19 protein-coding genes and 1 tRNA gene are annotated in these 19,332 nt (G+C 61.3%); 7 read left to right on the top strand and 13 right to left on the bottom strand.

Going from position 1 to position 19,332, the window contains the following annotated elements:
- Positions 1 to 6 precede the first annotated feature (6 nt).
- The 9 genes from FMM02_RS03160 to FMM02_RS03120 all read right to left on the bottom strand — a co-directional run bounded on the left by FMM02_RS03160 (position 7) and on the right by FMM02_RS03120 (position 10,075).
- Complete coding sequence (locus FMM02_RS03160; RefSeq protein ID WP_147493501.1) at positions 7 to 1,227, bottom strand: copper resistance protein B; 1,221 nt, start codon at positions 1,225 to 1,227, stop codon at positions 7 to 9.
- Positions 1,224 to 3,266, bottom strand: a complete 2,043-nt coding sequence (locus FMM02_RS03155; protein WP_147493500.1) for a copper resistance system multicopper oxidase — start codon at positions 3,264 to 3,266, stop codon at positions 1,224 to 1,226. Before FMM02_RS03155 ends, FMM02_RS03160 begins: the two co-directional genes overlap by 4 nt.
- Before the next feature lie 79 nt (positions 3,267 to 3,345).
- The gene (locus tag FMM02_RS03150) at positions 3,346 to 3,609 is read right to left on the bottom strand and encodes a hypothetical protein (RefSeq protein ID WP_147493499.1); all 264 of its coding nucleotides are present in this window, start codon (positions 3,607 to 3,609) and stop codon (positions 3,346 to 3,348) included.
- 34 nt (positions 3,610 to 3,643) lie between these two features.
- Positions 3,644 to 4,039: a hypothetical protein gene (locus FMM02_RS03145; RefSeq protein ID WP_147493498.1), complete on the bottom strand. Its 396-nt coding sequence runs from the start codon at positions 4,037 to 4,039 to the stop codon at positions 3,644 to 3,646.
- 5 nt (positions 4,040 to 4,044) lie between these two features.
- The gene (cueR, locus tag FMM02_RS03140; RefSeq protein ID WP_147493497.1) at positions 4,045 to 4,434 is read right to left on the bottom strand and encodes a Cu(I)-responsive transcriptional regulator; all 390 of its coding nucleotides are present in this window, start codon (positions 4,432 to 4,434) and stop codon (positions 4,045 to 4,047) included.
- Complete coding sequence (locus tag FMM02_RS03135) at positions 4,431 to 5,093, bottom strand: class I SAM-dependent methyltransferase (RefSeq protein WP_147493496.1); 663 nt, start codon at positions 5,091 to 5,093, stop codon at positions 4,431 to 4,433. The genes cueR and FMM02_RS03135 overlap by 4 nt, the downstream gene beginning before the upstream one ends.
- A complete protein-coding gene (locus FMM02_RS03130; RefSeq protein ID WP_147493495.1) occupies positions 5,090 to 7,462 on the bottom strand; it encodes a heavy metal translocating P-type ATPase in 2,373 nt (790 codons plus the stop codon). Before FMM02_RS03130 ends, FMM02_RS03135 begins: the two co-directional genes overlap by 4 nt.
- A gap of 547 nt (positions 7,463 to 8,009) precedes the next feature.
- Positions 8,010 to 9,587 carry an ABC1 kinase family protein gene (locus FMM02_RS03125; RefSeq protein ID WP_118856151.1) on the bottom strand — a complete coding sequence of 526 codons (1,578 nt, stop codon included), beginning with the start codon at positions 9,585 to 9,587 and terminating at the stop codon, positions 8,010 to 8,012.
- 44 nt (positions 9,588 to 9,631) lie between these two features.
- Positions 9,632 to 10,075, bottom strand: a complete 444-nt coding sequence (locus tag FMM02_RS03120; RefSeq protein WP_147493494.1) for a MarR family winged helix-turn-helix transcriptional regulator — start codon at positions 10,073 to 10,075, stop codon at positions 9,632 to 9,634.
- A gap of 87 nt (positions 10,076 to 10,162) precedes the next feature.
- On the opposite strand from FMM02_RS03120, the gene FMM02_RS03115 reads away from it, so the two are divergent.
- The 6 genes from FMM02_RS03115 (at position 10,163) to FMM02_RS03090 (ending at position 17,192) form a co-directional block, all read left to right on the top strand.
- A complete protein-coding gene (locus FMM02_RS03115) occupies positions 10,163 to 11,311 on the top strand; it encodes an HlyD family secretion protein (protein ID WP_425473659.1) in 1,149 nt (382 codons plus the stop codon).
- An 18-nt stretch (positions 11,312 to 11,329) separates the two neighbouring features.
- A complete protein-coding gene (locus tag FMM02_RS03110; protein ID WP_240325636.1) occupies positions 11,330 to 12,877 on the top strand; it encodes an MDR family MFS transporter in 1,548 nt (515 codons plus the stop codon).
- 6 nt (positions 12,878 to 12,883) lie between these two features.
- On the top strand, positions 12,884 to 14,383 hold the full coding sequence (locus FMM02_RS03105) for an efflux transporter outer membrane subunit (RefSeq protein WP_118856145.1): 1,500 nt from the start codon (positions 12,884 to 12,886) through the stop codon (positions 14,381 to 14,383).
- The gene (locus tag FMM02_RS03100) at positions 14,383 to 15,258 is read left to right on the top strand and encodes an MlaD family protein (RefSeq protein WP_147493493.1); all 876 of its coding nucleotides are present in this window, start codon (positions 14,383 to 14,385) and stop codon (positions 15,256 to 15,258) included. Before FMM02_RS03105 ends, FMM02_RS03100 begins: the two co-directional genes overlap by 1 nt.
- 269 nt (positions 15,259 to 15,527) lie before the next feature.
- Complete coding sequence (locus tag FMM02_RS03095) at positions 15,528 to 16,124, top strand: tyrosine-type recombinase/integrase (protein WP_147493492.1); 597 nt, start codon at positions 15,528 to 15,530, stop codon at positions 16,122 to 16,124.
- A 672-nt stretch (positions 16,125 to 16,796) separates the two neighbouring features.
- Positions 16,797 to 17,192 (top strand): hypothetical protein, encoded by a 396-nt coding sequence (locus FMM02_RS03090; RefSeq protein WP_147493491.1) that lies wholly within the window; start codon positions 16,797 to 16,799, stop codon positions 17,190 to 17,192.
- 54 nt (positions 17,193 to 17,246) lie between these two features.
- Here the strand turns inward: FMM02_RS03090 and FMM02_RS03085 are convergent, their stop codons facing one another.
- The 4 genes from FMM02_RS03085 to purS form a co-directional block, all read right to left on the bottom strand.
- Entirely contained in the window at positions 17,247 to 17,756 is a 510-nt protein-coding gene (locus FMM02_RS03085; protein WP_147493490.1) for a hypothetical protein, read from the bottom strand.
- A gap of 251 nt (positions 17,757 to 18,007) precedes the next feature.
- Positions 18,008 to 18,084 (bottom strand) — tRNA-Arg (locus FMM02_RS03080).
- 55 nt (positions 18,085 to 18,139) lie between these two features.
- Positions 18,140 to 18,805 (bottom strand): phosphoribosylformylglycinamidine synthase subunit PurQ, encoded by a 666-nt coding sequence (gene purQ, locus FMM02_RS03075; protein ID WP_147493489.1) that lies wholly within the window; start codon positions 18,803 to 18,805, stop codon positions 18,140 to 18,142.
- Complete coding sequence (gene purS / locus FMM02_RS03070; RefSeq protein ID WP_147493488.1) at positions 18,802 to 19,038, bottom strand: phosphoribosylformylglycinamidine synthase subunit PurS; 237 nt, start codon at positions 19,036 to 19,038, stop codon at positions 18,802 to 18,804. The genes purQ and purS overlap by 4 nt, the downstream gene beginning before the upstream one ends.
- Before the next feature lie 144 nt (positions 19,039 to 19,182).
- Between purS and FMM02_RS11170 the strand changes: the two genes are divergently transcribed.
- Entirely contained in the window at positions 19,183 to 19,332 is a 150-nt protein-coding gene (locus tag FMM02_RS11170) for a hypothetical protein (protein ID WP_187107829.1), read from the top strand.

The following is a 19,332-nucleotide window of genomic DNA, read 5'->3' as shown; positions in this document are numbered from 1 at the left end:
CCTTGATCAGAACCACATGCGAATGCCGCTGACGACGCTCCAGCCGGCCGCATCCTCGCCTTCGGCGCGCAGGAACTGGCGGGTGTCACCGAAGGCACGGCGGTATTGGACACCGATGTAGGGCGCGAACTCACGGCGGATGTCGTAGCGCAGGCGGAGCCCCAGCTCGGCGTCGCTCAGTCCCTTGCCGACGCCGATCTCGCGGCTGCTCTGCGCGGCGAAGTTCAGCTCGGCGCGGGGCTGAAGGATCAGCCGCTGGGTAATGCGCTGGTCATAATAGCCTTCGAGGCGAGCCATCAGCTCGCCCTTGTTCGATAGGAATAGCGCGCCCTCGACATCGAAGAAGCTCGGCGCCAGTCCCTCGAACCCGACAGTCGCATAGACCCGCGACGGGTTGGGTTTGAAGTCGTAACGCACGCCACCTTGGACATTGAAATAGGGTCCGATCGCGCGGCTGTAGAGCGCCTGCACTTCGGCCTTTTCAACGGGGCGTCCGAACGCCCCTTCGCCCTCGCTCTTGAGCCACAACCGGTTGATGTCGCCGCCATACCAGGCTTCGCCATCCCATTCGTAACCGTCGCGGCCGTTGCGCAACTGTGCCTCGAACACATTGAGCAGCGCCTGGAAGAACTTCTGGTCGCCATGGAACTCCTTGAGGTGGTGGCGTCCCATCTCCATCGCTGGCGTGCCGTAGACGGCATCGCCCGCATGGTCGGTCGGCACCGGCGGCGGCGGGGCGTTGCCGGCTGGCAAACTCGTGCCCTCGGCGGTGTTGGTTGTCGCCGGGGTGCAATGGCCCATCGCGGCATGCTCTGGCATGCAGGTGGGCTCAGGAGGCGGGGCTGGCTGGGTCGTCGGCAGAGTGCAGTGCCCCATCGCCGCATGCTCCGGCAGACAGGTCGTCTGCGGCGGTGCCGATGCGGCCGGTGTTTGCATGCCCGGCATTGACGACATGTCATGACCCGCATGCGGATCTGCCGGCTTGGTGGCACCCTTTTGTGCAACCGGCTTTTTTGGGCCAGCCTTTTTTGCGGCCGGTTTCTTCGCCATCGGCTTCTTGGCGATCGTTTTCTTCGCAGCGGGTTTTTTCGCCGGCGCCTTCTTCGCCGGCATCGGCATCGTCATGCCCGGCATGTTGCTATGGTTCATCTGCGCGGCGGCGGGCGCCGCGACGGCGACGCTGGCGGTCGCCGCGAGTAGCGGCAGGATGCACTTTACGAAGGTCATTGGTTGCCTCCCTGATCGGGACGGACCGTGACGACGCGCATCATCCCGGCGGTCATGTGGTAGAGATTGTGACAGTGGAACGCCCAGTCGCCCTGGGCGTCGGCAGTCACATCGAAGCTGACCTTTCCACCCGGCGCGACATTGACCGTGTGCTTTCGCGGCCCATAGGCGCCATGGCCCGTCACCAGCTCGAAGAAATGGCCGTGCAGGTGGATCGGGTGCGGCATCATCGTGTCGTTGATCAGCGTCACCCGCACCCGCTCGTTGAGGCGGAACGGAATCGGCTCAGCCGGCTCGCTCATCTTTACGCCGTCGAACGACCACATATAGCGTTCCATGTTGCCGGTGAGATGGATGTCGAGCGAGCGCGTCGGCGCCCGCACATCTGGATTGCGGTTGAGCGACACCAGGTCGCGATAGGTCAACACGCGATGATCGAGACCTTCCAGACCAGCGCCCGGTTCACCAGTACGATCGACCGGGTTCGGTGAAATCGTCTGGACGCCGGGGTTCTTGTCGACCTGAGGCGCATTGGAGAAGTCCCGCATGCTGTGCGACATGGAACCCCCGCTTGCCCCATGACCCATCGGCGCAGCGGCTGTGCCGCCGGTCGGCGCGGCTCCGGTCATCGCGGAATGATCCATGCCGGCCATCGAACCGGTAGGAGCGGGGGTGGCAGCCGCGGTGCCGTGGCCCATGGCGGCATGATCCATGCCCGCCATAGCGGCGCTCGCCGCAACCGCGGCCGACTTGATCGTTCCGTGGTCGGTCGGCTCCTTCCATCCGGTCAGCTTCCACAGGTTGCGGGAGGCATTCTGCTCGGCCGATGGGTCGACGCCGCGAACCGCCGCCGGGTTAGGCGCATTGGGCATGTCCATCCCGGCCATGCCAGCCATTCCGCCGTGATTCATGCCGCTCATGTCCATCCCCATGTCCTTCATGGTCAGCACCGGCCGTGGGCGGAGCGGCGGAACGGGTGCCGACATGCCCTCGCGCGGCGCCAGAGTGGCGCGGCCGAGGCCGGACCGGTCGATGGACTCGCTGACGAAACTGTAGGCGCGGTCGCCCGGCGTCACGACGACATCGTAGGTCTCGGCGACGCCGATCTGGAGTTCATCGACGGTGACCGGACGGACATTCTGCCCATCGGCCTGGACCACCGTCATCGGCAAGTCGGGGATGCGGACATTAAAGTTGGACTGCGCGGCGGCGTTGATGATGCGCAAGCGCACCCGCTCGCCCGGCCTGAACAGGCCGGTCCAGTTGTCGAACGGTCCAAAGCCGTTGACCGTAAAATTGTAAGTCGAGCCGGTAACATCGGCGATGTCGGCCGGATCCATCCGCATCTTGGCCCATTCGCGGCGTTCGGAAGCCGGCAGGTCGCGGCCGGCAAGCTGTCCCGACAGGGTCAGGCGCTGCATGTTGAAATAGCCGCCGCCCATCTGCTTCAGTTTCTTGTAGATGGTGGCGCCGGCCATCGGACTGTGGTCCGACAGGACCAGCACATGCTCGCGATCGAAGGCCACTGGATCGGGACCGGCCGGATCGATGACGATTGGCCCGTAAACGCCATCTTCTTCCTGGTAAGCGCTGTGGCTATGATACCAGTAGGTGCCCGACTGATTGACCTCGAACTCATAGTCGAAGGTCGACCGGGGCATAATGCCGGGGAAGCTGATGCCAGGAACACCGTCCATTGCGAATGGCACGAGCAAGCCATGCCAGTGGATTGAGCTTTCCTCGTCCAGCGTGCTCTGAACGCGAAGGCGGACCTTCTGGCCTTCCTTGAGCCGCACCAGCGGGCCGGGGACGGTGCCGTTGATGCCAACGGCGCGGCTGACCTTGCCATCGACACGGACGGCGACCTTGCCGATGGTGAGGGCAATGTCGTTGCCGCTGACCGTCGGCAGCGGCCGGACGAGGCCGCCGGATACAGGTTGCGCCCAGGCGGGCATGGCTCCGGCCACGCCAAATCCGGCGCCGGTTAGCGCCGCGGCGCGCAGGAAAGCACGCCGCTCAAGCGCGACATTATCGATCATAGGGAATCGTCGCTCGGTCACGGACAAATTTGCCGGTCCTGCCACCGGGCGAATGCCCGGCGACAGGAGTCAGCAATCGTTAGTTGCCGTGGTTTTGGTGAGCGTCAGCGCTCGGCGCTGCCGCCGGAGAAGGCGACATGTTGTGGCCCGCGTGCGCGTCGGCACCGGCCTTCGTGTCGTGCTTGGAATGGTCCATCTTGGCCATGTCCTTGCAGCAGTCGCACTTCTCTTTCATCTTCTCGCAGCACTCCATCTTCTTGGGTGCCGGAGCGGGGGCCGTTTGCGCGCTGGCAACGGCCGGAAGGGCGATCGACATCGCGATCGCAAGCATCATCTTGTTCATTGGTAACTCCGTGAAAATCGGTTGAAGTCGATTTTCACGCCACCCGCGGAGGGGGTGTGGGGAGTTCTCCGAAATAGCCGAACTGGAAACCTTGAGGCGTTACGGAGGGACTGACCCTCGCATAAGCATGAGGCTCAATCGACGCCGCCGGCGTCACGGCAACTGCTGCACACATGGCCACACAGCAGCTCTTGCCAGCCTTGCTGGTATCCTTGTCGGAGCTCGAACTCTTGTCGCAGTGTCCCTTGCCCATCATCTGGGCGTGATGGTCGGTTGGCGCCATGGCCATCGCCGCGCCAGACTGCATCGCCAACGGCGCAAACAGCATCGCTACGGCAATGAGAATCGAGAAGATCGCTCGGGCATTCACAAGCGCCGATATGGGCGCAAAACCCAGAATATACAATCGAGTGGTCTTTGAAGCGGCCATGAGTGTTATTCCGCGTCCAGTTCGTCGAGGATCGGACAATCGGGGCGAGCGTCTCCGTGGCAACTGGCCGCTAATCGTTCCAGAGTTCGCTTCATGCCTTGCAGAACCTCAATCCTGTCGCGGAGTTCCGCTGCGCGAGCCAAGGCAATTTCCTTTACATCGGCGCTTGCGCGATCCTTATCGCTCCAAAGTGCCAGCAGCTGGCGGATCTCGTCGATCGGAAATCCGAGATCGCGAGCCCTGCCGATGAACCGAAGCGTGTGGAGATCCCGGTCATCGTAATCGCGATAGCCGGAGTCGCGGCGCGCGGCCGGCGGCATGAGACCGATCTTCTCGTAATGACGGATCATGCGCTGGCTGACGCCGGACGCGATCGATGCTTGGCCGATTTTCATGCCGTGATTTTCCTCGCGGTCAGCAGATCGATTGACCCGCTGGGCGTGGCGATGCGGTCTAGCTGTCGAACATCGATGAACCCCGCCTCACGCATCAAGCGGGGCAGGATACCATCGGCGTTCGGCTGGGTATCGGAAACGCCATCGAGCAACTGAACGGTGAAACGGAAAGCCACCTTCATCGGGATCGAGCGCTGCTCGCCGTAATCGGCAATGAAGATTGAACCACCGGGCTTCAACCAGTCCCGCATGGCGGCCAAAAGCCGAATTTTCTCGCTAAGGGGCACCTGATGGAAGACGAGACTACTGGCTACCTTGTCAACCCGGTGTTCATCCGACGGTGGCTTGTCAGCCAAAAACCCTTCGTCGAACAATGCGCTCGATCCAGCCGACTTGGCTTTCGATCGAGCCGAGCGCACAGCATCGGCATCAGGATCGATGCCCCGATAGAAAGCATTCGGCTCCCTGCTCGAGAGGATAACACCCAGGCTACCGGTTCCAGAGCCGACATCCAGGATCGTCTCTCCGGGTCGCGGATCAATGGCTTTCGCCAGTTTGGAGCGCCAATGCGCTTCTCTCGTGAACAGACCAATCGCCCGATCGTAAAACGGCGTTAGAGCCGCGACGCCGAGCGGCGGAGTGTAAGGGGCGGCGCTCACAACCTCACCCGATTCAGCCGCAGCGAATTGCCGATCACCGCGACCGAACTGAAGGCCATCGCCGCGCCGGCGATGATCGGCGACAGCAGGATGCCGAACCAGGGGTAAAGCACACCAGCCGCGATCGGCACGCCGGCCGCATTGAAAATGAAGGAGAAGAACAGGTTCTGGCGGATGTTGCGCATCGTCGCCCGGCTCAAATGCCGAGCCCTAACAATTCCTACGAGATCGCCTTTCACCAGCGTCACATGCGCGCTTTCCATTGCAACATCGGTGCCGGTGCCCATCGCGAGGCCGACATCGGCGGCAGCCAAAGCCGGGGCGTCGTTAATGCCGTCGCCGGCCATTGCGACCCTGCGTCCGGCTGAGCGCAATTCCGCGACCTTTGCCTGCTTCTGATCGGGCAGGACATCCGCCATGACCTCGTCGATGCCGACTCTGCGGGCGACGGCCTCGGCGGTGCGGCGGTTGTCGCCGGTCATCATGACAACATGGACGGCAGCGCGCCGCAATTCGGCCACGGCATCAGCCGCGCTCTTTTTGATCGGATCTGCCACCACCAGAAGCCCGGCGAGCTTGCCGTCGATGGCCACGAACATAACGCCCTGGCCGTCGGCGCGATGCTGGTCCGCGCTTGCTTCCAGCGGCGCCGTATCGATGCCGAGCTCGGCAAGCATCGCCGTGTTGCCCAGAGCGACCTTTCGTCCGTCGACCGTGCCGCTCACGCCTTTGCCGGTGACCGACTTGAAGTCGCTGCTTGGCGGAAGGTCGATTTCCCGCTCTTCCGCGCCGCTGACGATGGCTTCAGCCAAAGGGTGCTCGCTGCCACGCTCCAAGGAAGCCGCAAGACGCAGCACATCGTGCTCGTCGAAGCCATCGAAAGTATTGACGCCGACCAGCCTGGGCCTGCCCTCGGTGAGTGTGCCGGTCTTGTCGACGACCAGCGTGTCGACCTTCTCCATCAGCTCCAGTGCTTCGGCATTCTTGACCAACACACCCACCGATGCGCCACGGCCGGTCCCGACCATGATCGACATGGGGGTGGCGAGGCCGAGCGCGCAGGGGCAGGCAATGATCAATACTGCGATCGCGTTGACCAACGCGTGGGCAAGGCGCGGTTCAGGGCCGACCAGGCTCCACACCGCGAACGCGGCGATCGATACCAAGACCACGCCGGGGACGAACCAGGCGGACACTTGATCGGCGAGCTTCTGGATCGGCGCTCGCGATCGCTGCGCATCGGCCACCATGCGGACGATCTGCGCCAGCATGGTATCGCGACCGACCCGCTCTGCGCGCATCAACAAGCTGCCGGTGCCGTTGACAGTCGCGCCAGTGACCCTCTGGCCGGCCAGCTTTTCGACCGGGACAGGCTCGCCGCTGATCATCGACTCATCGACCGAGCTGTGACCGTCGACGATCACCCCATCCACCGGGATCTTCTCGCCGGGCCGGATACGGAGCCAGTCGCCGACTTGGACATGCTCCAGCGGAATGTCCTCCTCGGCGTTGTCACGGACACGCCTTGCAGTCTTGGGCGCGAGGCCCAGAAGTGACTTGATCGCCGCTCCAGTCGCGCTCCGTGCCCGCAGTTCCAGCACCTGGCCCAACAGCACCAGCGTCGTGATGACCGCTGCGGCCTCAAAGTAGACGGGGACGAGACCGCCCATCGTTCGCAGCGAAGTCGGGAAACTCTCCGGGGTGACAGCGGCCACGACGCTATAGCCGTAGGCAACGCCCACGCCGAGACCGATCAAGGTGAACATGTTGAGGTTGCGGGTCTTGAGGCTTGCCCAGAAGCGCTCGAAGAATGGCCAGCCGCCCCACAACACCACCGGCGTGGCGAGCGCAAGCTGCACCCACATCGAGGTTCGCATCGGGATCGGCTCCCAGCCGAAAAGCTCGGCGCCGAAGGTCAGGATGACAAGCGGCAAGCTGAGTGCTGCGCTAACCAAGAAACGGCGGCTCATGTCGATTAATTCGGGATTGGGCCCTTCGTCGAGCGTCGGCTCAAGTGGCTCCAGAGCCATGCCGCAAATCGGACACTGGCCCGGCTTGTCCCGTCGGATCTCCAAATGCATCGGGCAGGTCCAGATCGTTCCGACTGCCGGTTCCGCAGATGCCCCCTCGGCCGGATGACCGATCGCAGGGCCGCTTGCTGCGGGATTCAGATAGGCATCGGGATTGGCAGCGAACCTGTCGAGACAGCGGGCACTGCAAAAATAATACGGCTGGTCGGCGAAGTCGTAGCGATGCTCGGTCGTCCGGGTGTCGACCTTCATCCCGCACACCGGATCGGTGACCAGCGTACCGTTCATTCCTTCGGTAGCTGCGACGCCCTCGGTGCCTTTGTGACAGCATTCTGCCATGGCGAACTTCCTTCCGATCGACTCTTCCGACGCCTAAATGGACCTTGACACCATGTCAGGGTCAAGCGCCGACATGCAGACTGGTTATCTTTGTCAAAGAGCAAATGCTGGCCGGCTGGCGTTCAATTTCGGGGCAGTGGTGCGTTGCGAGGTTGGGGTATGTCGGAGCAGCGGCTGCCGCCGATGTAATCGGCAACGAAAGCACATTCTCAGCTAGAAAGTGGACCGTCCGCATTCGGCCAGACGCCGTCATTCGCTTGTGGCAGAGATCGACCCATTGCGGTCATTAGCCGTATGGCCGCTTAGCGCCCTTCGCGGTCATTCAGAGCCAAAAATTGCTTTTCGGAAAGCAGACATTCGATCCCGATGCTGCGAAAAGGGGTTTGAACCAACCGGAGGTCCAGTTCCACGCAAACTGGCACAAGATTCGATTTCCGGTCTGAAGAATAAGCGAGTTTCGCAAGCCCCGCCGTCCCATCAAAGATGTTTTAGAGACCGCGTTGCACGCCGCGACGAAGCAAAGGGAAGGCAGAATCATTATTCGAGGCTAGGAATTGCGATGTATCCATGTTCGCAATATCATCAGCGCGCCGGCAGCTGCGCTGCAAACAGCCAAAACTGGCCAATCAGATGAGAGAATCGCAGCCGAAATCAACAGTGCTGCCGGTATCACGCCTGGATTGCTCGCTGGCTTTTTTTCAAAGGCCCGCGAAAGGATTTGAAGATCGGTCGCGGAAATGGTCACGGGTATTTTTCCAGTGCGAGCGAATTTATCGATTTGCCCGATGATTTCCGGAGTGCTCAGCGTTGCACGCGCTAAGGCCACTCCGATCTTCTTTGCTTCCTTCTTGAGCGTGATAAGGCTCGTTCGTTCGGCGATCAGCTCTCGTGCGACCGGCGCCAGTTCATCAGCGATATTGAACGCCGGGTCCAGTCGACGAACGAACCCTTCGGCGGTCAATAACGTTCGTAGTACGAGAGCAAGATCTGGCGGCAATGCCAGCTGAAACTCCCGCAGCAGACGGAAGACCTGCTCGAAGATTTTGGAAAGATCGACGTTCGAGAGCACAACATCCTTGAAGCTATCGATCAATTCGCCCAGCGCGAACTCCAGCCGGTCCCGATCCACTTCAGGATCCCCCGCCCAGATCATCAGGATGTCTGCTACCCCGGCAACATCGTCGGACGCGATAGAAAGGGCGAGCTGGACCAGTTGATCACGCCGCCGCGGCAAAAGCGTACCAACCGCGCCAAAATCGATGAAACCAAGCGACCCGTCTTGCAGCAAAATCACATTGCCCGGATGCGGGTCGGCATGGAACTGCCCGTGGAAGATGATCGACCGCAAGATCGCCTGTGCGTAAGTGCGCGCTACGGCCTGTAAATCGACCCCGGCCTCGCGCGCACGATCAAGATCTGTCGCAGGCGTACCGATCAATCGCTGCTGGACGTTGACGCGCCTTCCACTCAACTCCCATTCAAAAGAAGCCGTACGGACGCCTAAGGGGGCGAGAAATGCGCCAATGGAGTCGCTTGATCGCCCTTCGGCCGACAGGTCCATTTCGCGGTCCAGGCTCTCAGCGAATTGACTGAGTAGTTCATCGGGCTTGAGCCTGGCGAGTTCGGGGATGCGGTTTGCGGCCGTTCGGGCAAACCTGCGCAACAGCCGGAGGTCGGCGTCGACGATCGCGCCGATGCCGGGACGGCGAATTTTGACGATGACCGATCGCCCGTCGAGCATCGTCGCGGCATGAACCTGTGCGATTGACGCGGCGGCAAGCGGCTCCCGGTCGAAGCTCGAGAAGTAGCTGTCCAGATCACCGCCGATCGCATCCTCAACCGCCGGAGCGATCTCCTCAAAGGGAACGGCCGGAACGCGGTCCTGCAAGGTTGACAGGGCGTTGATCCACTGAGGGCCGAGCAAATCGCTGCGCATGGCGAGGATTTGTCCAAACTTGACGCCAACCGGTCCGATATCCCTGAGCAGCGCGACGACCGCATCGGGGCGGGCATCGACGAACTGCCCATCGTCTGGTGAGCCAAAACCTAGTTTTGCGCTCAGACCGCGCATCCCGTGCCGCCCGAGAAGTGTGACGAGCTGCGCGAAGCGATCACGCTCCCGCATGCGTTCTGCTTCTTGCCGTCGAGAGCCGGTTGAAGGATTCCGGCTCACTTCGAGGCAGGTTCAATCAGGTCGACCGCCGCTTCGACCTTGGTCAGCATATCAGCAAATTTATTGAGCTCGTCCTCCGACAGTGCGCCCATGGTCCGCGAAAGTATCGTTTCGTAGAGCGGCTGGGCCCGCCCGAGCATGGCTCGACCCTCTGCCGTCAGCTCGAGAAGTTTGGTGCGGCGGTCGCCGGGAACCGGCATACGCCGTAAGTGTCCGGCAGCTTCGAGAGCGTCAATCGCCTGCGTCACGGTGCGGGGCGCCTGGCCGAAGAATGACGCAATGTCCGTTGAGCGCTTCGAACCATCTTCGAGGAATGCAAGGAGACGGATCTTGGCCAGCGAAGCGCCGTGTCGAGAAAGGTTGCGGTCGATGAGGCGCTGCAGGCGCAGATAAACCCAAGCGAACTGTTTCGAAACGGAAATTAGTTTGTGAGGTTCCATATCATATGCTCTTGCTTCATTTGCGAGGATGGGGCAAGCGGCCCTTTTTCTGCAGAAACCTGCGACTCCCAATCCTTCCGAGAACGAATGATGGCCACACAAGTGATGGATGCGAACGAAAATTCTGCCGCCGGGTCTGAGCGCAAGTCTCCGCTGCGCTCGAGAAATGTCCGGATCGCGCTGCTGGTTGTGGCTTTGGTAGCCATCGCTTTCGGAATCTGGTGGTATCTCGACTACGAATCTCGCGGAAAGTATCTGCAAAGCACCAACGATGCGTTTGTTCAGGCGGATTCGGTCGTCGTCGCTCCCAAGATAGGTGGCTATATCGATCGCGTCTTTGTCGACGAGAACCAGACCGTCCGCGCCGGCCAGCCCCTCGCGCTGCTCGATGCGCGCGATTACCGGGCCCAGTCGTCGCAGATCCAGGCCCAAATCGAAGCGTCGCGCGCGACCGCTGACACTGTTCGCGCTCAGGTTGGGGAGCAGCAGGCAGCCTTGTCTCAGGCGCAGGCGCAGTTGAATGCAGCGCAATCGGACGTCGCCTTCGCGAGCGAACAGGTCGCGCGCTTCGAGCCGTTGGCTCGGACCGGCGCGGAGTCGCGCGAGCGGCTTAGCCAGCTGCGAAATCAGCTCCGGCAGGCCCAGGCGCAGGCAGCGACGCGCCGGGCGGCTGTTTTGGCGGCGCAACGCCGCTTCGGCACGCTCGACGCCCAGATCGAGCAGGCGCTCTCGCAGGCCCGGGCGGGCGAGGCGCAGCTGAGGGCCGCCGATGTCAATGTGCAGAGTACGACGATCCGGGCCAGCATCGCCGGCCGGGTCGGGGACCTGGCTGTGCGCGTGGGTCAATTTGTTCAGCCAGGCACGCGGCTGATGACCTTGGTGCCGGTCGACAAAATCTACGTCGAAGCCAACTTCAAGGAGACGCAGGTCGGGCTCATGCGGGTCGGGCAGCCGGTGACCATCAAGGTCGATGCCCTTCCAGGCATTGAGCTGACCGGAAAAATTGCAAGCTTCGCGCCGGGAACGGGGGCTCAGTTCTCAATTCTCCCGCCGCAAAACGCGACCGGCAACTTCACCAAGATCGTGCAGCGGATCCCGGTTCGGGTGGCCATCGACGCCTCGCCTGAAGTCCGGCGGCTGCTGGCGCCCGGCATGTCGGTGCACGTCACTGCCGATACTCGTTCGGCTCGCGGCGAGTTGGATCGGATCCGTAAGGCGCAAGAAGCGAGAAGGTAAGCGAAGTTGGCGGCCTCCATCCCCATCGGCAAGACTGCAGCTCGGGAGGAACGGGCTGATCTAAGCGCTTGGTTGGCAGTGGCAGCTGGCAGCCTAGGTGCCTTGCTTGCTACGCTCGACGTCTCGATCGTCAACTCAGCCTTGCCGACCATCCAGGGTGAGATCGGCGCGACAGGCACCGAAGGCACCTGGATCGCGACCTCATTCCTCGTTGCCGAAATCATTATTATCCCGCTCAGCGCGTGGCTGGAGCGCTTGCTCGGACTGCGAACGCTGCTGTTCGTCGCGGTGACACTGTTCACCGGTTTTTCAATCCTGTGCGGAGTCGCGGACGATCTCACCACGATGATCATCGGCCGTGCAGGGCAAGGCATCACCGCCGGCGCCTTGATCCCCACCGCCATGACGATCGTTGCGACCCGACTCCCGCCCCATCAGCAACCGATCGGCATGGCGCTGTTCGGCGTGACCGTCATCTTGGGGCCTGTCCTGGGTCCGCTGATCGGGGGCTGGCTGACGGAAAATCTCAGCTGGCATTACGCATTCTTTGTCAACGTTCCGGTGTGCATCGTTTTGCTTCTGCTGTTGTGGCTTGGCCTCCCCCATCAACGTCCGGACTGGAGTTATGTGCGCGAGGGCGACTGGTTTGGCATAGCCGGGCTCATTCTGGGTCTGGGTGGCCTCACCGTCGTGCTAGAGGAAGGCCATCGCGAAGAATGGTTTGAATCGCCTCTCATCATTCAATTGACGCTGATGACGCTCGTCGGATTCGCGCTTCTGCTGGTTGGCCAGAAATATGCGCGACGACCGGTCCTCAAGCTCAGTCTCATCTTCACCAGGCAATTCGGCAGTATCGTGATCATGGCGCTGGTGGTCGGCATGGCGCTCTACGGCACCATCTACGTCATCCCGCAATTCCTTGCCCTCATCTCCGACTACAACGCCCTACAGACCGGGTACGTAATCGCGCTGATGGGCTTGCCGGCGCTGTTCCTGATGCCGATCGTGCCTTTCCTCATCACCCGGATCGATATTCGGCTCGCGGTGGGCAGTGGTTTGCTGCTGATGGCGATCAGCTGCTGGATCACCACCAATCTGACGACCGAGGCCGGCGGCGGCGCATTCACGGCCGGTCAGATCCTGCGCGGAGTCGGCATGATCTTCACCATGCTGTTTCTCAATCAGGGGGCGATCGCGGCGGTGTCGAAGGAAGATGCCGGGGACGCATCGGGCATCTTCAACGCCGCCCGAAACCTTGGCGGTTCCTTTGCGCTGGCAGCGCTTGCGACCATTCAGGATCAGCGTCTCTGGCATCATAGCCGCCGGATGGAGGAATCTCTCTCCGCCAACAGCTGGTCCGTGCAGGACTATCTGACGGGTATTCAGGCCGGTCTCGGCAGTGCCGAAGCCGCTATTCGGACACTCGCGGGTTCCATCCAGCAGCAGGCCTTCGTCATGACCTACAATGACATATTTTTTGTCATGACCGTCGTCATCGTCCTGTCCATTCCACTCGTCCTTTTCCTGCGTCCGCTGCCCAAGGGCATGTCGCTTTCCATGCACTGAGGTTTCATGCGCACCGCCTACCTCCCCATCCTCGCCGTGCTGGCCCTTGGCGGCTGCACTGTCGGTCCAAACTACAAAGGTCCCGTGCCCCTTCCTGCCATCGCGAAACCGGGCGAGACTTTCGTTCGCGCCTCCCAGTCCACTTCGTCGAACCAGCCGGCACTGGCGCAATGGTGGACTGCGCTCAACGATCCCGTCCTCAATACACTTGAGGCTAGGGCGCTGGCCGGCAATCCGGGACTGGAAGCCGCTCGCGCGAGAATTGCGCAGGCTCGGCAAAACGTCCGTTTCGAGCGCGCGGATCGACTCCCGGCGGGCTCTGTACAGGGAAGATATGTCTACGCCGACTTGCCGGGTCTCGATCTCGAGCAGGGTGGCGGCTCGACGTCGGGACCGCCAACCTCGCCACCGACCGGCGACGAGGATTCGGAAGCAGGAACAACGATCGACTTTTTCAATCTCGGCCTCAACGCAAATTGGGAAATCGACGTTTGGGGTGGCAAGCGGCGATCGGCCGAGGCAGCGTCCGCCCAGCTTGGCGCGGCCGTCGCCAATGAGGCCGACGCCCAGGTCCAGCTAACTGCTGAAATCGCCCAAGCCTACACGAACGTTCGCGAACGACAGCATCGTCTGGCTTCGTTGAGACTGGCCTCCGATGCTGATCGGACGCTTCTCGATCTGGCCGAGCAACGGTTTCGTCGAGGCGCGACCACCGCATTTGAAGTCGAAAAAACCAAAACTCAACTCAGGGCGACCAACGCCGACATCGAGAAGGTTCAGGGCGAACTCGAGGTCTATCTCAACGCGCTTTCGGCGCTGACCGGCGCAGCACCCGGCGTTGTGGATCCTTTGCTGGCTCCACTCGGCTCGATCCCTCTGCCCCCGGCCTCGGTCGAAATAGGAGACCCCGCGTCGCTGATCGCCCGTCGGCCGGACATTCGTGCTGCCGAGCGCAACCTTGCAGCCGCGACTGCCAGGATTGGCGTTGTCGAGGCTGCACGGCTTCCAAAGATCAGCTTTATGGGAATTTTGGGAATAGGCGGAGCTTCACCGGGCGACCTCTTCGACTTGGGTAACATGAGCAAGATAGCCTTGCCGCAAATTGAGTGGGGATTGCTGGATTTCGGCCGCAGCCTGGCGCGTCTTCGACAAACCCGATCAGCGCGGGACGAAGCTGAGGCCCAGTATCGACAAGCCGTCTTGACCGCGCTCCAGGACGCGGAATCGTCGCTCTCGCGGTTCGGGCGCCAGCGGCAGTCGGTTGCCGAGTTGGCAGAAATCAAAGCGTCCGCCGACCGAAGCGCTGCTTTGATGCGACAACGGTACAACGTTGGAGCTGCCTCGCTCCGCGAAGCGCTCGAGGCGGACCGGCAGAGCCTCGAGGCCGGGCGCAATCTTGTCGCAGCAACGGCTGCGCTCACCGGTAGCTTCATTGCTGTTCAGAAATCACTGGGCCTTGGCTGGCAGCAGCCGCCATCCCCCGGCAGAGGCGACACAGGACGGTAATGGAGACGCGATCCAACTTCCGGTTGGTACTGGCGGTCGTGGCAATACTGTTTCTCGGCCTCGCGTTTTTCGCTTTTTATATTTCGGGCGAATCGCGGTCGCTTGACGCGCGCTATCATGTCCATTTTACGAAGAGCGTATCAGGCCTGGATGTCGGATCCGGTGTCACCTTGTCAGGCGTTCCAGTGGGTCGAATTGAAGCAATCTCAATCGACCCGCTCAATCCAGAAATAGTTTTGATCACGCTGGCGCTGAATGAAAAGGTGCCGATACGACGCGGTGTTCGAGCCGACATCAGCCGATCCTTGATGAGCGGAGATGCGACGCTCGTACTTATTCCGTCTTCTGAGGGGCCGCTAATCAATCCGGTAGGCCGCGATGATATCGGGCGAATATTAGCGGTCAGCAAACGGAGTAGTGGCGACCCCGCGCAGGAAGCTATGAGTGTCGCCCGTAAGCTCGACGGAGTCGTCGACAGTCTCGACGCCGAAGGTCAGCAGAAAATCTCGGCGACGCTTGAGGGGGTGGTGGAGCAGACCGCTGGATGGGAAAAGACCGCCTCACGCCTGACAAGGTCAATCAAACCTCGCAGCATTCGAATGGTGGCGGACGGAATCTCGGGCGCCGGACGAACAGCCGAGCGACTTAGCAGGTCAATTGAATCCGCTGACGGCGATGTCGCCCGCGCACGAGCAAGAATTCGCAGTTTTGGGGAAGGTGCTGACAATTTTTCCCGATCGTTGGAAGAGGCCCGTCCGTCGATCCAGCAGACGTCCCGGCAGTTGCGCCAATCAGAGAAAACTATTCGCGGCATCCGAGCCAACGTCGCGACCGGAAAGGACACCATCGAGGATATTCTGCCAGATGGAAAATGACCGATCACGCGGAGATGGAGTTTGTGCCAGCCAGAAAATCTCCCGTGCCAATTCTGCGATATCAGTCGGCAAGAATGGCTCCTGAGCTATCGCAAAGCAGACGGTCAGCTAACGGCCAAAAGCAGTCGTTTAGCCACCACGGTTGAATGACCGCCTTCCACCCATTCCTGCCGTTAGCAGCCTAAATTTTGCGGTAGCTTTCGTCTCCGGTGAACGAGCCCACGATGGCCTCGTGTCAGTTGGTCATCCGTACAATTACGGAGCGAGCCATGATCCATCCGACACCTACCCGCATCTCCGGTGCGAAGCTTCCACTCAGGGCCATGCATGTCTGGTCGATCCGGGTGCGCCTGCAGCTCGAACGAGCGGTGCGAGACCTGGCGATGTTCGACATTGCCATCGACAGCAAGTTGAGAGGCTGTGACGTAGTGGCCCTCCGGATCTCCGACATCATGGCCGCGGGAGCGATGCGAAGTCGGAGCATCATCACGCAGCAGAAGACCGGGCGTCCGGTACACTTCGAGATTACCGAGCAGACGAGGCGATCGCTCATGGCCTGGCTGTGCAAGCGTCCGCCAGACGAGACTGAATGGTTGTTTCCGAGCAGGATGCACCCGGGAGCCCACCTGTCGACCCGGCAATACATCCGGTTGGTGAAGCGCTGGGTCGCTTTGGCCGGCCTCGAGCCCGCGGCTTACGGGACACATAGCCTCCGCCGCACAAAGGTATCGATGCTCTATCGGAAGACGGGCAACCTTCGAGCCTGCCAGCTGCTGCTCGGCCACACCAAGCTAGAGAGCACGGTTCGCTATCTCGGCGTCGAACTCGATGATGCCTTGGAGCTGTCCGAAGCGCTGGAAATCTGATCGCGGGTCAGATTTAGACTGGCCAAATGTTCCTGTATTGTTCCAACTGCGATGATGCGATTCGATGACCCCTCCGACAATGGTGGCCGAGGCTGGCGGCGGCTGGCGGCCGATGAAGTCGCCGACCTTGCCTACATTGCGATCCGCCTATGCCGGAAGGCCGTTCGTGCCGACCTTGCGGGCCGAAACGCCGCCAAAGCGGATGACGCAGCTAGGGCGTTGGCCCAGGCAGTGGCGAACAGGCTACGCCTGTACCGCACCTATGGTCCCGGTCGTGAAGGTGCCAGTCATTCGACGGTCGGCCCCTCCGATCGAGAGCACGTAGACTGGCGGAAGCAAAGGTGAGCCGCGACGCGGCACGCTGACTTGTTCAGGTCCCGCCAGTCCAGCTCATTGACTAAAAACGGGAGCGCCGCGGCTCGCTGTCTTCGTATCCACTTATCGAGCCGCCCGGGAAGGTTTTCTTTCCGAACGCTCCAAGTAGGGACAAGCATTGGTAGCGACTGCGCTGTATTGTGCTCGATGACCTAGACGGAACGTCCGGAACGGCGCGCAGCAAGTCATCCGCTTACCACAGATCGACATTTCGCTCAACGAACCCATCGAGAAATGCAGACTGCTAGCGGCAGGAAGGGGTGGAAACCGGACATTAGCGACGGTAGTGTTTACGCGATGAATGAAGAGATGCGTAAAGCTGCCGCTGACCTTCGCACAATGCCTTCGGCTGAAGCGACTGATTGGCTCATTGCTCGTTATCCGGTGGGCAGTTCAGATTGGGGCAGTGCACTGACATTGCTCGACCATGTCTCGCTTCGAAAACAGGACAATCGGAGATTGGCCACGCACTACCTAGGCGCAAGCCCTTTTGCTCATGACCGGCCCTACCGCGTGTTTGAGAAACTTCTCGGCCTTTCCGAGCTACTTGCCATTATCAGTCTTTCGATGCCGGCAAATGAGCGCGACGCCGACCTGCTGATGTATCACCTAAGGCCATTATTGGATTGCGCAGACACCGACGAAGAGCGCCGTGCGGCATCAGAGTTCCTTGAAGCCATCGGCCTAACTTGAATGTCCGCAATGGGTCGTGTGCTGCCGCAGGCTGAAGCGGGTCGAAAGTAGACGCTACGGACGGCCCGATGGACATTCCGTTTTCAGCTCCGTGTTCATGGCGCGAACATACCCCAGGAATTTTGCTTCGCGCAGCTGCTCAACCATGACCACCTTGAAGCGATGGCTCTCGTGTTCGGGAACGCGACGAAGGCTCTCACGGCCGTCGAACTCAAGATAAAACGCCCTAGCGCAACCCGGCACCCTTTGGGGGTTACCGGTGCGACCGAGCACCGCATCGTCATCGACAGAGAGCCAAGGGTCGTATGACGGTAAATCGTGGTTGGCCGGTTTGCTATTGATTCTGGAATCTCCAGCGACAAAGCGCGACTCTTCTAAGCCGGAATAATACACACCGCGCATCGGCTTCACGCGGCCGTATTCCAAGCAGGAGGCAAAACCCATCACGACAACGGATGGGTTCTCGCCCCGGCAATCCGCCTTCTCTTCTTGAGAAAGCTTCGTTCCCGCCGACGTAACGCATCCGGCCACCAGAAGCGCGAGGAAGATGATGCATATTCTCATCGCCCTTCTGTGGAACGAAGGCCAAAAAGCTTCAACCCGATGTCAGCAATGGGTCGGAGTCTGACATTCACGTGCAGATCAAAAAAAGACCAAGAGGGTCCTATGGACACGCCTTACCGTCCCGACGCGCCCACCACAGAAGTTCGTGGCGGCTTTCGGGCGGGCCTGAATATGTTGCGGACGAGGTACTCCAACCGAGGAGCAACTTTCAGCGGCTCCGGAGCAGCCTTATTACTGAAGGACAACGGGATTGGCGCGCCCGGCAGGATTCGAACCTGCGACCTCATGCTTAGAAGGCACGTGCTCTATCCAGCTGAGCTACGGGCGCGTGCCGCCCCGATAGCAGGTCTGCCGGCGCTTTCCAGCCGCCGGTGAGAGGGGCTTTAGGCAACAGCCTCCAGCAGGCCTTCGAACAACCGCCGGCCGTCGCTATTGCCGTGTGCAGGCTCAAGCGCGCGTTCGGGGTGCGGCATCATGCCCAAGACGTTTCCGGCGGCATTGACGATCCCGGCGATGTTGCGCGCCGATCCGTTGACCTCGCCCGAATAGCGGAAGGCGACACGCCCTTCGCCTTCGAGCCGGTCGAGCGTTTCGACATCGGCCTGGTAATTGCCGTCGTGGTGGGCGACGGGGATGACGATCTGCTCGCCGGCCTGATAGCGACTTGTGAAGATCGACTGGCTATTTTCGACCGTCAGCCTGACCGGACGGCAGACGAAGTGAAGCCCGGCGTTGCGCATCAGCGCGCCCGGCAGGAGCCCCGCCTCGGTCAGCACCTGGAAGCCGTTGCAGATGCCGAGCACCGGGACGCCCTTGGCGGCGGCCTCACCGACTGCGGCCATGATCGGCGAGCGTGCGGCCATCGCGCCGGACCGGAGGTAGTCGCCATAGGAAAAGCCGCCGGGAACGGCGATCAGGTCCGTTCCTTCAGGAAGGTCGGTATCGCGATGCCAGACCATCTCCGGTGCGCGGCCGGTGATCTGCTCGATCGCGACTGCAAGGTCGCGGTCGCAGTTCGAGCCGGGAAAGACGAGGACCGCGCTCTTCATGCGCCGAGCCGCTCGATCTTGAAATTTTCGATTACGGTGTTGGCCAGCAGCTTGCGGCACATCTCGGCGATCTCGTCATCGCTGGTGCCCTCGGCAAGGTCGAGTTCGATCAGCTTGCCGGCGCGGACGTCCTCGACGCCCTCAAACCCCAGCCCCTCGAGCGCATGATGGATAGCCTTGCCCTGAGGGTCGAGCACGCCGGGCTTCAGGGTGACGAAGACGCGGGCTTTCATCGGAGGCAGGCCTTTCGCTTGGGGAGTTGGCGGCCCTATGCCGCCTGGCCGCGATCCCGGCAAGCTTTACCGGATATTTACCCCGTTGTGGCTTAAGCTGGAACGCCGGTGCGCCTGCCGGGCGTATGAGGAGAACAGGACCCAATGGTAGCGATTGCCGCCATGATGTTCGTTTGGCTGTTCGGCTGGGGCCAGGATTATTTCCACTGGTCTGATCCGGAGGGCAAGATCCAGCTTGCCCTGTTCACCTCCTTCGTGCTCGGAATTATCTGCGGCTACAAGACCCGCGGCTGA

The sequence above is a fragment of the Sphingomonas xanthus genome (assembly GCF_007998985.1).
Taxonomy (GTDB): Bacteria; Pseudomonadota; Alphaproteobacteria; order Sphingomonadales; family Sphingomonadaceae; genus Sphingomicrobium; species Sphingomicrobium xanthum.
The sequence above is the reverse complement of the archived record's forward strand: the minus strand, read 5'-3'. Positions and strand labels throughout refer to the sequence as shown.

What these genes read in the sequence shown, in the direction of transcription:
- FMM02_RS03155 (WP_147493500.1), bottom strand. Translation starts at nt 3,266, where the DNA reads ATGATCGATAATGTCGCGCTTGAGCGGCGTGCTTTCCTGCGCGCCGCG.
- FMM02_RS03125 (WP_118856151.1), bottom strand. Translation starts at nt 9,587, where the DNA reads ATGCGGGAGCGTGATCGCTTCGCGCAGCTCGTCACACTTCTCGGGCGG.
- FMM02_RS03105 (WP_118856145.1), top strand. Translation starts at nt 12,884, where the DNA reads ATGCGCACCGCCTACCTCCCCATCCTCGCCGTGCTGGCCCTTGGCGGC.
- cueR (WP_147493497.1), bottom strand. Translation starts at nt 4,434, where the DNA reads ATGAAAATCGGCCAAGCATCGATCGCGTCCGGCGTCAGCCAGCGCATG.
- FMM02_RS03100 (WP_147493493.1), top strand. Translation starts at nt 14,383, where the DNA reads ATGGAGACGCGATCCAACTTCCGGTTGGTACTGGCGGTCGTGGCAATA.
- FMM02_RS03160 (WP_147493501.1), bottom strand. Translation starts at nt 1,227, where the DNA reads ATGACCTTCGTAAAGTGCATCCTGCCGCTACTCGCGGCGACCGCCAGC.
- FMM02_RS11170 (WP_187107829.1), top strand. Translation starts at nt 19,183, where the DNA reads ATGGTAGCGATTGCCGCCATGATGTTCGTTTGGCTGTTCGGCTGGGGC.
- purQ (WP_147493489.1), bottom strand. Translation starts at nt 18,805, where the DNA reads ATGAAGAGCGCGGTCCTCGTCTTTCCCGGCTCGAACTGCGACCGCGAC.
- purS (WP_147493488.1), bottom strand. Translation starts at nt 19,038, where the DNA reads ATGAAAGCCCGCGTCTTCGTCACCCTGAAGCCCGGCGTGCTCGACCCT.
- FMM02_RS03090 (WP_147493491.1), top strand. Translation starts at nt 16,797, where the DNA reads ATGAATGAAGAGATGCGTAAAGCTGCCGCTGACCTTCGCACAATGCCT.
- FMM02_RS03115 (WP_425473659.1), top strand. Translation starts at nt 10,163, where the DNA reads ATGATGGCCACACAAGTGATGGATGCGAACGAAAATTCTGCCGCCGGG.
- FMM02_RS03150 (WP_147493499.1), bottom strand. Translation starts at nt 3,609, where the DNA reads ATGAACAAGATGATGCTTGCGATCGCGATGTCGATCGCCCTTCCGGCC.
- FMM02_RS03085 (WP_147493490.1), bottom strand. Translation starts at nt 17,756, where the DNA reads ATGAGAATATGCATCATCTTCCTCGCGCTTCTGGTGGCCGGATGCGTT.
- FMM02_RS03145 (WP_147493498.1), bottom strand. Translation starts at nt 4,039, where the DNA reads ATGGCCGCTTCAAAGACCACTCGATTGTATATTCTGGGTTTTGCGCCC.
- FMM02_RS03095 (WP_147493492.1), top strand. Translation starts at nt 15,528, where the DNA reads ATGATCCATCCGACACCTACCCGCATCTCCGGTGCGAAGCTTCCACTC.
- FMM02_RS03130 (WP_147493495.1), bottom strand. Translation starts at nt 7,462, where the DNA reads ATGGCAGAATGCTGTCACAAAGGCACCGAGGGCGTCGCAGCTACCGAA.
- FMM02_RS03120 (WP_147493494.1), bottom strand. Translation starts at nt 10,075, where the DNA reads ATGGAACCTCACAAACTAATTTCCGTTTCGAAACAGTTCGCTTGGGTT.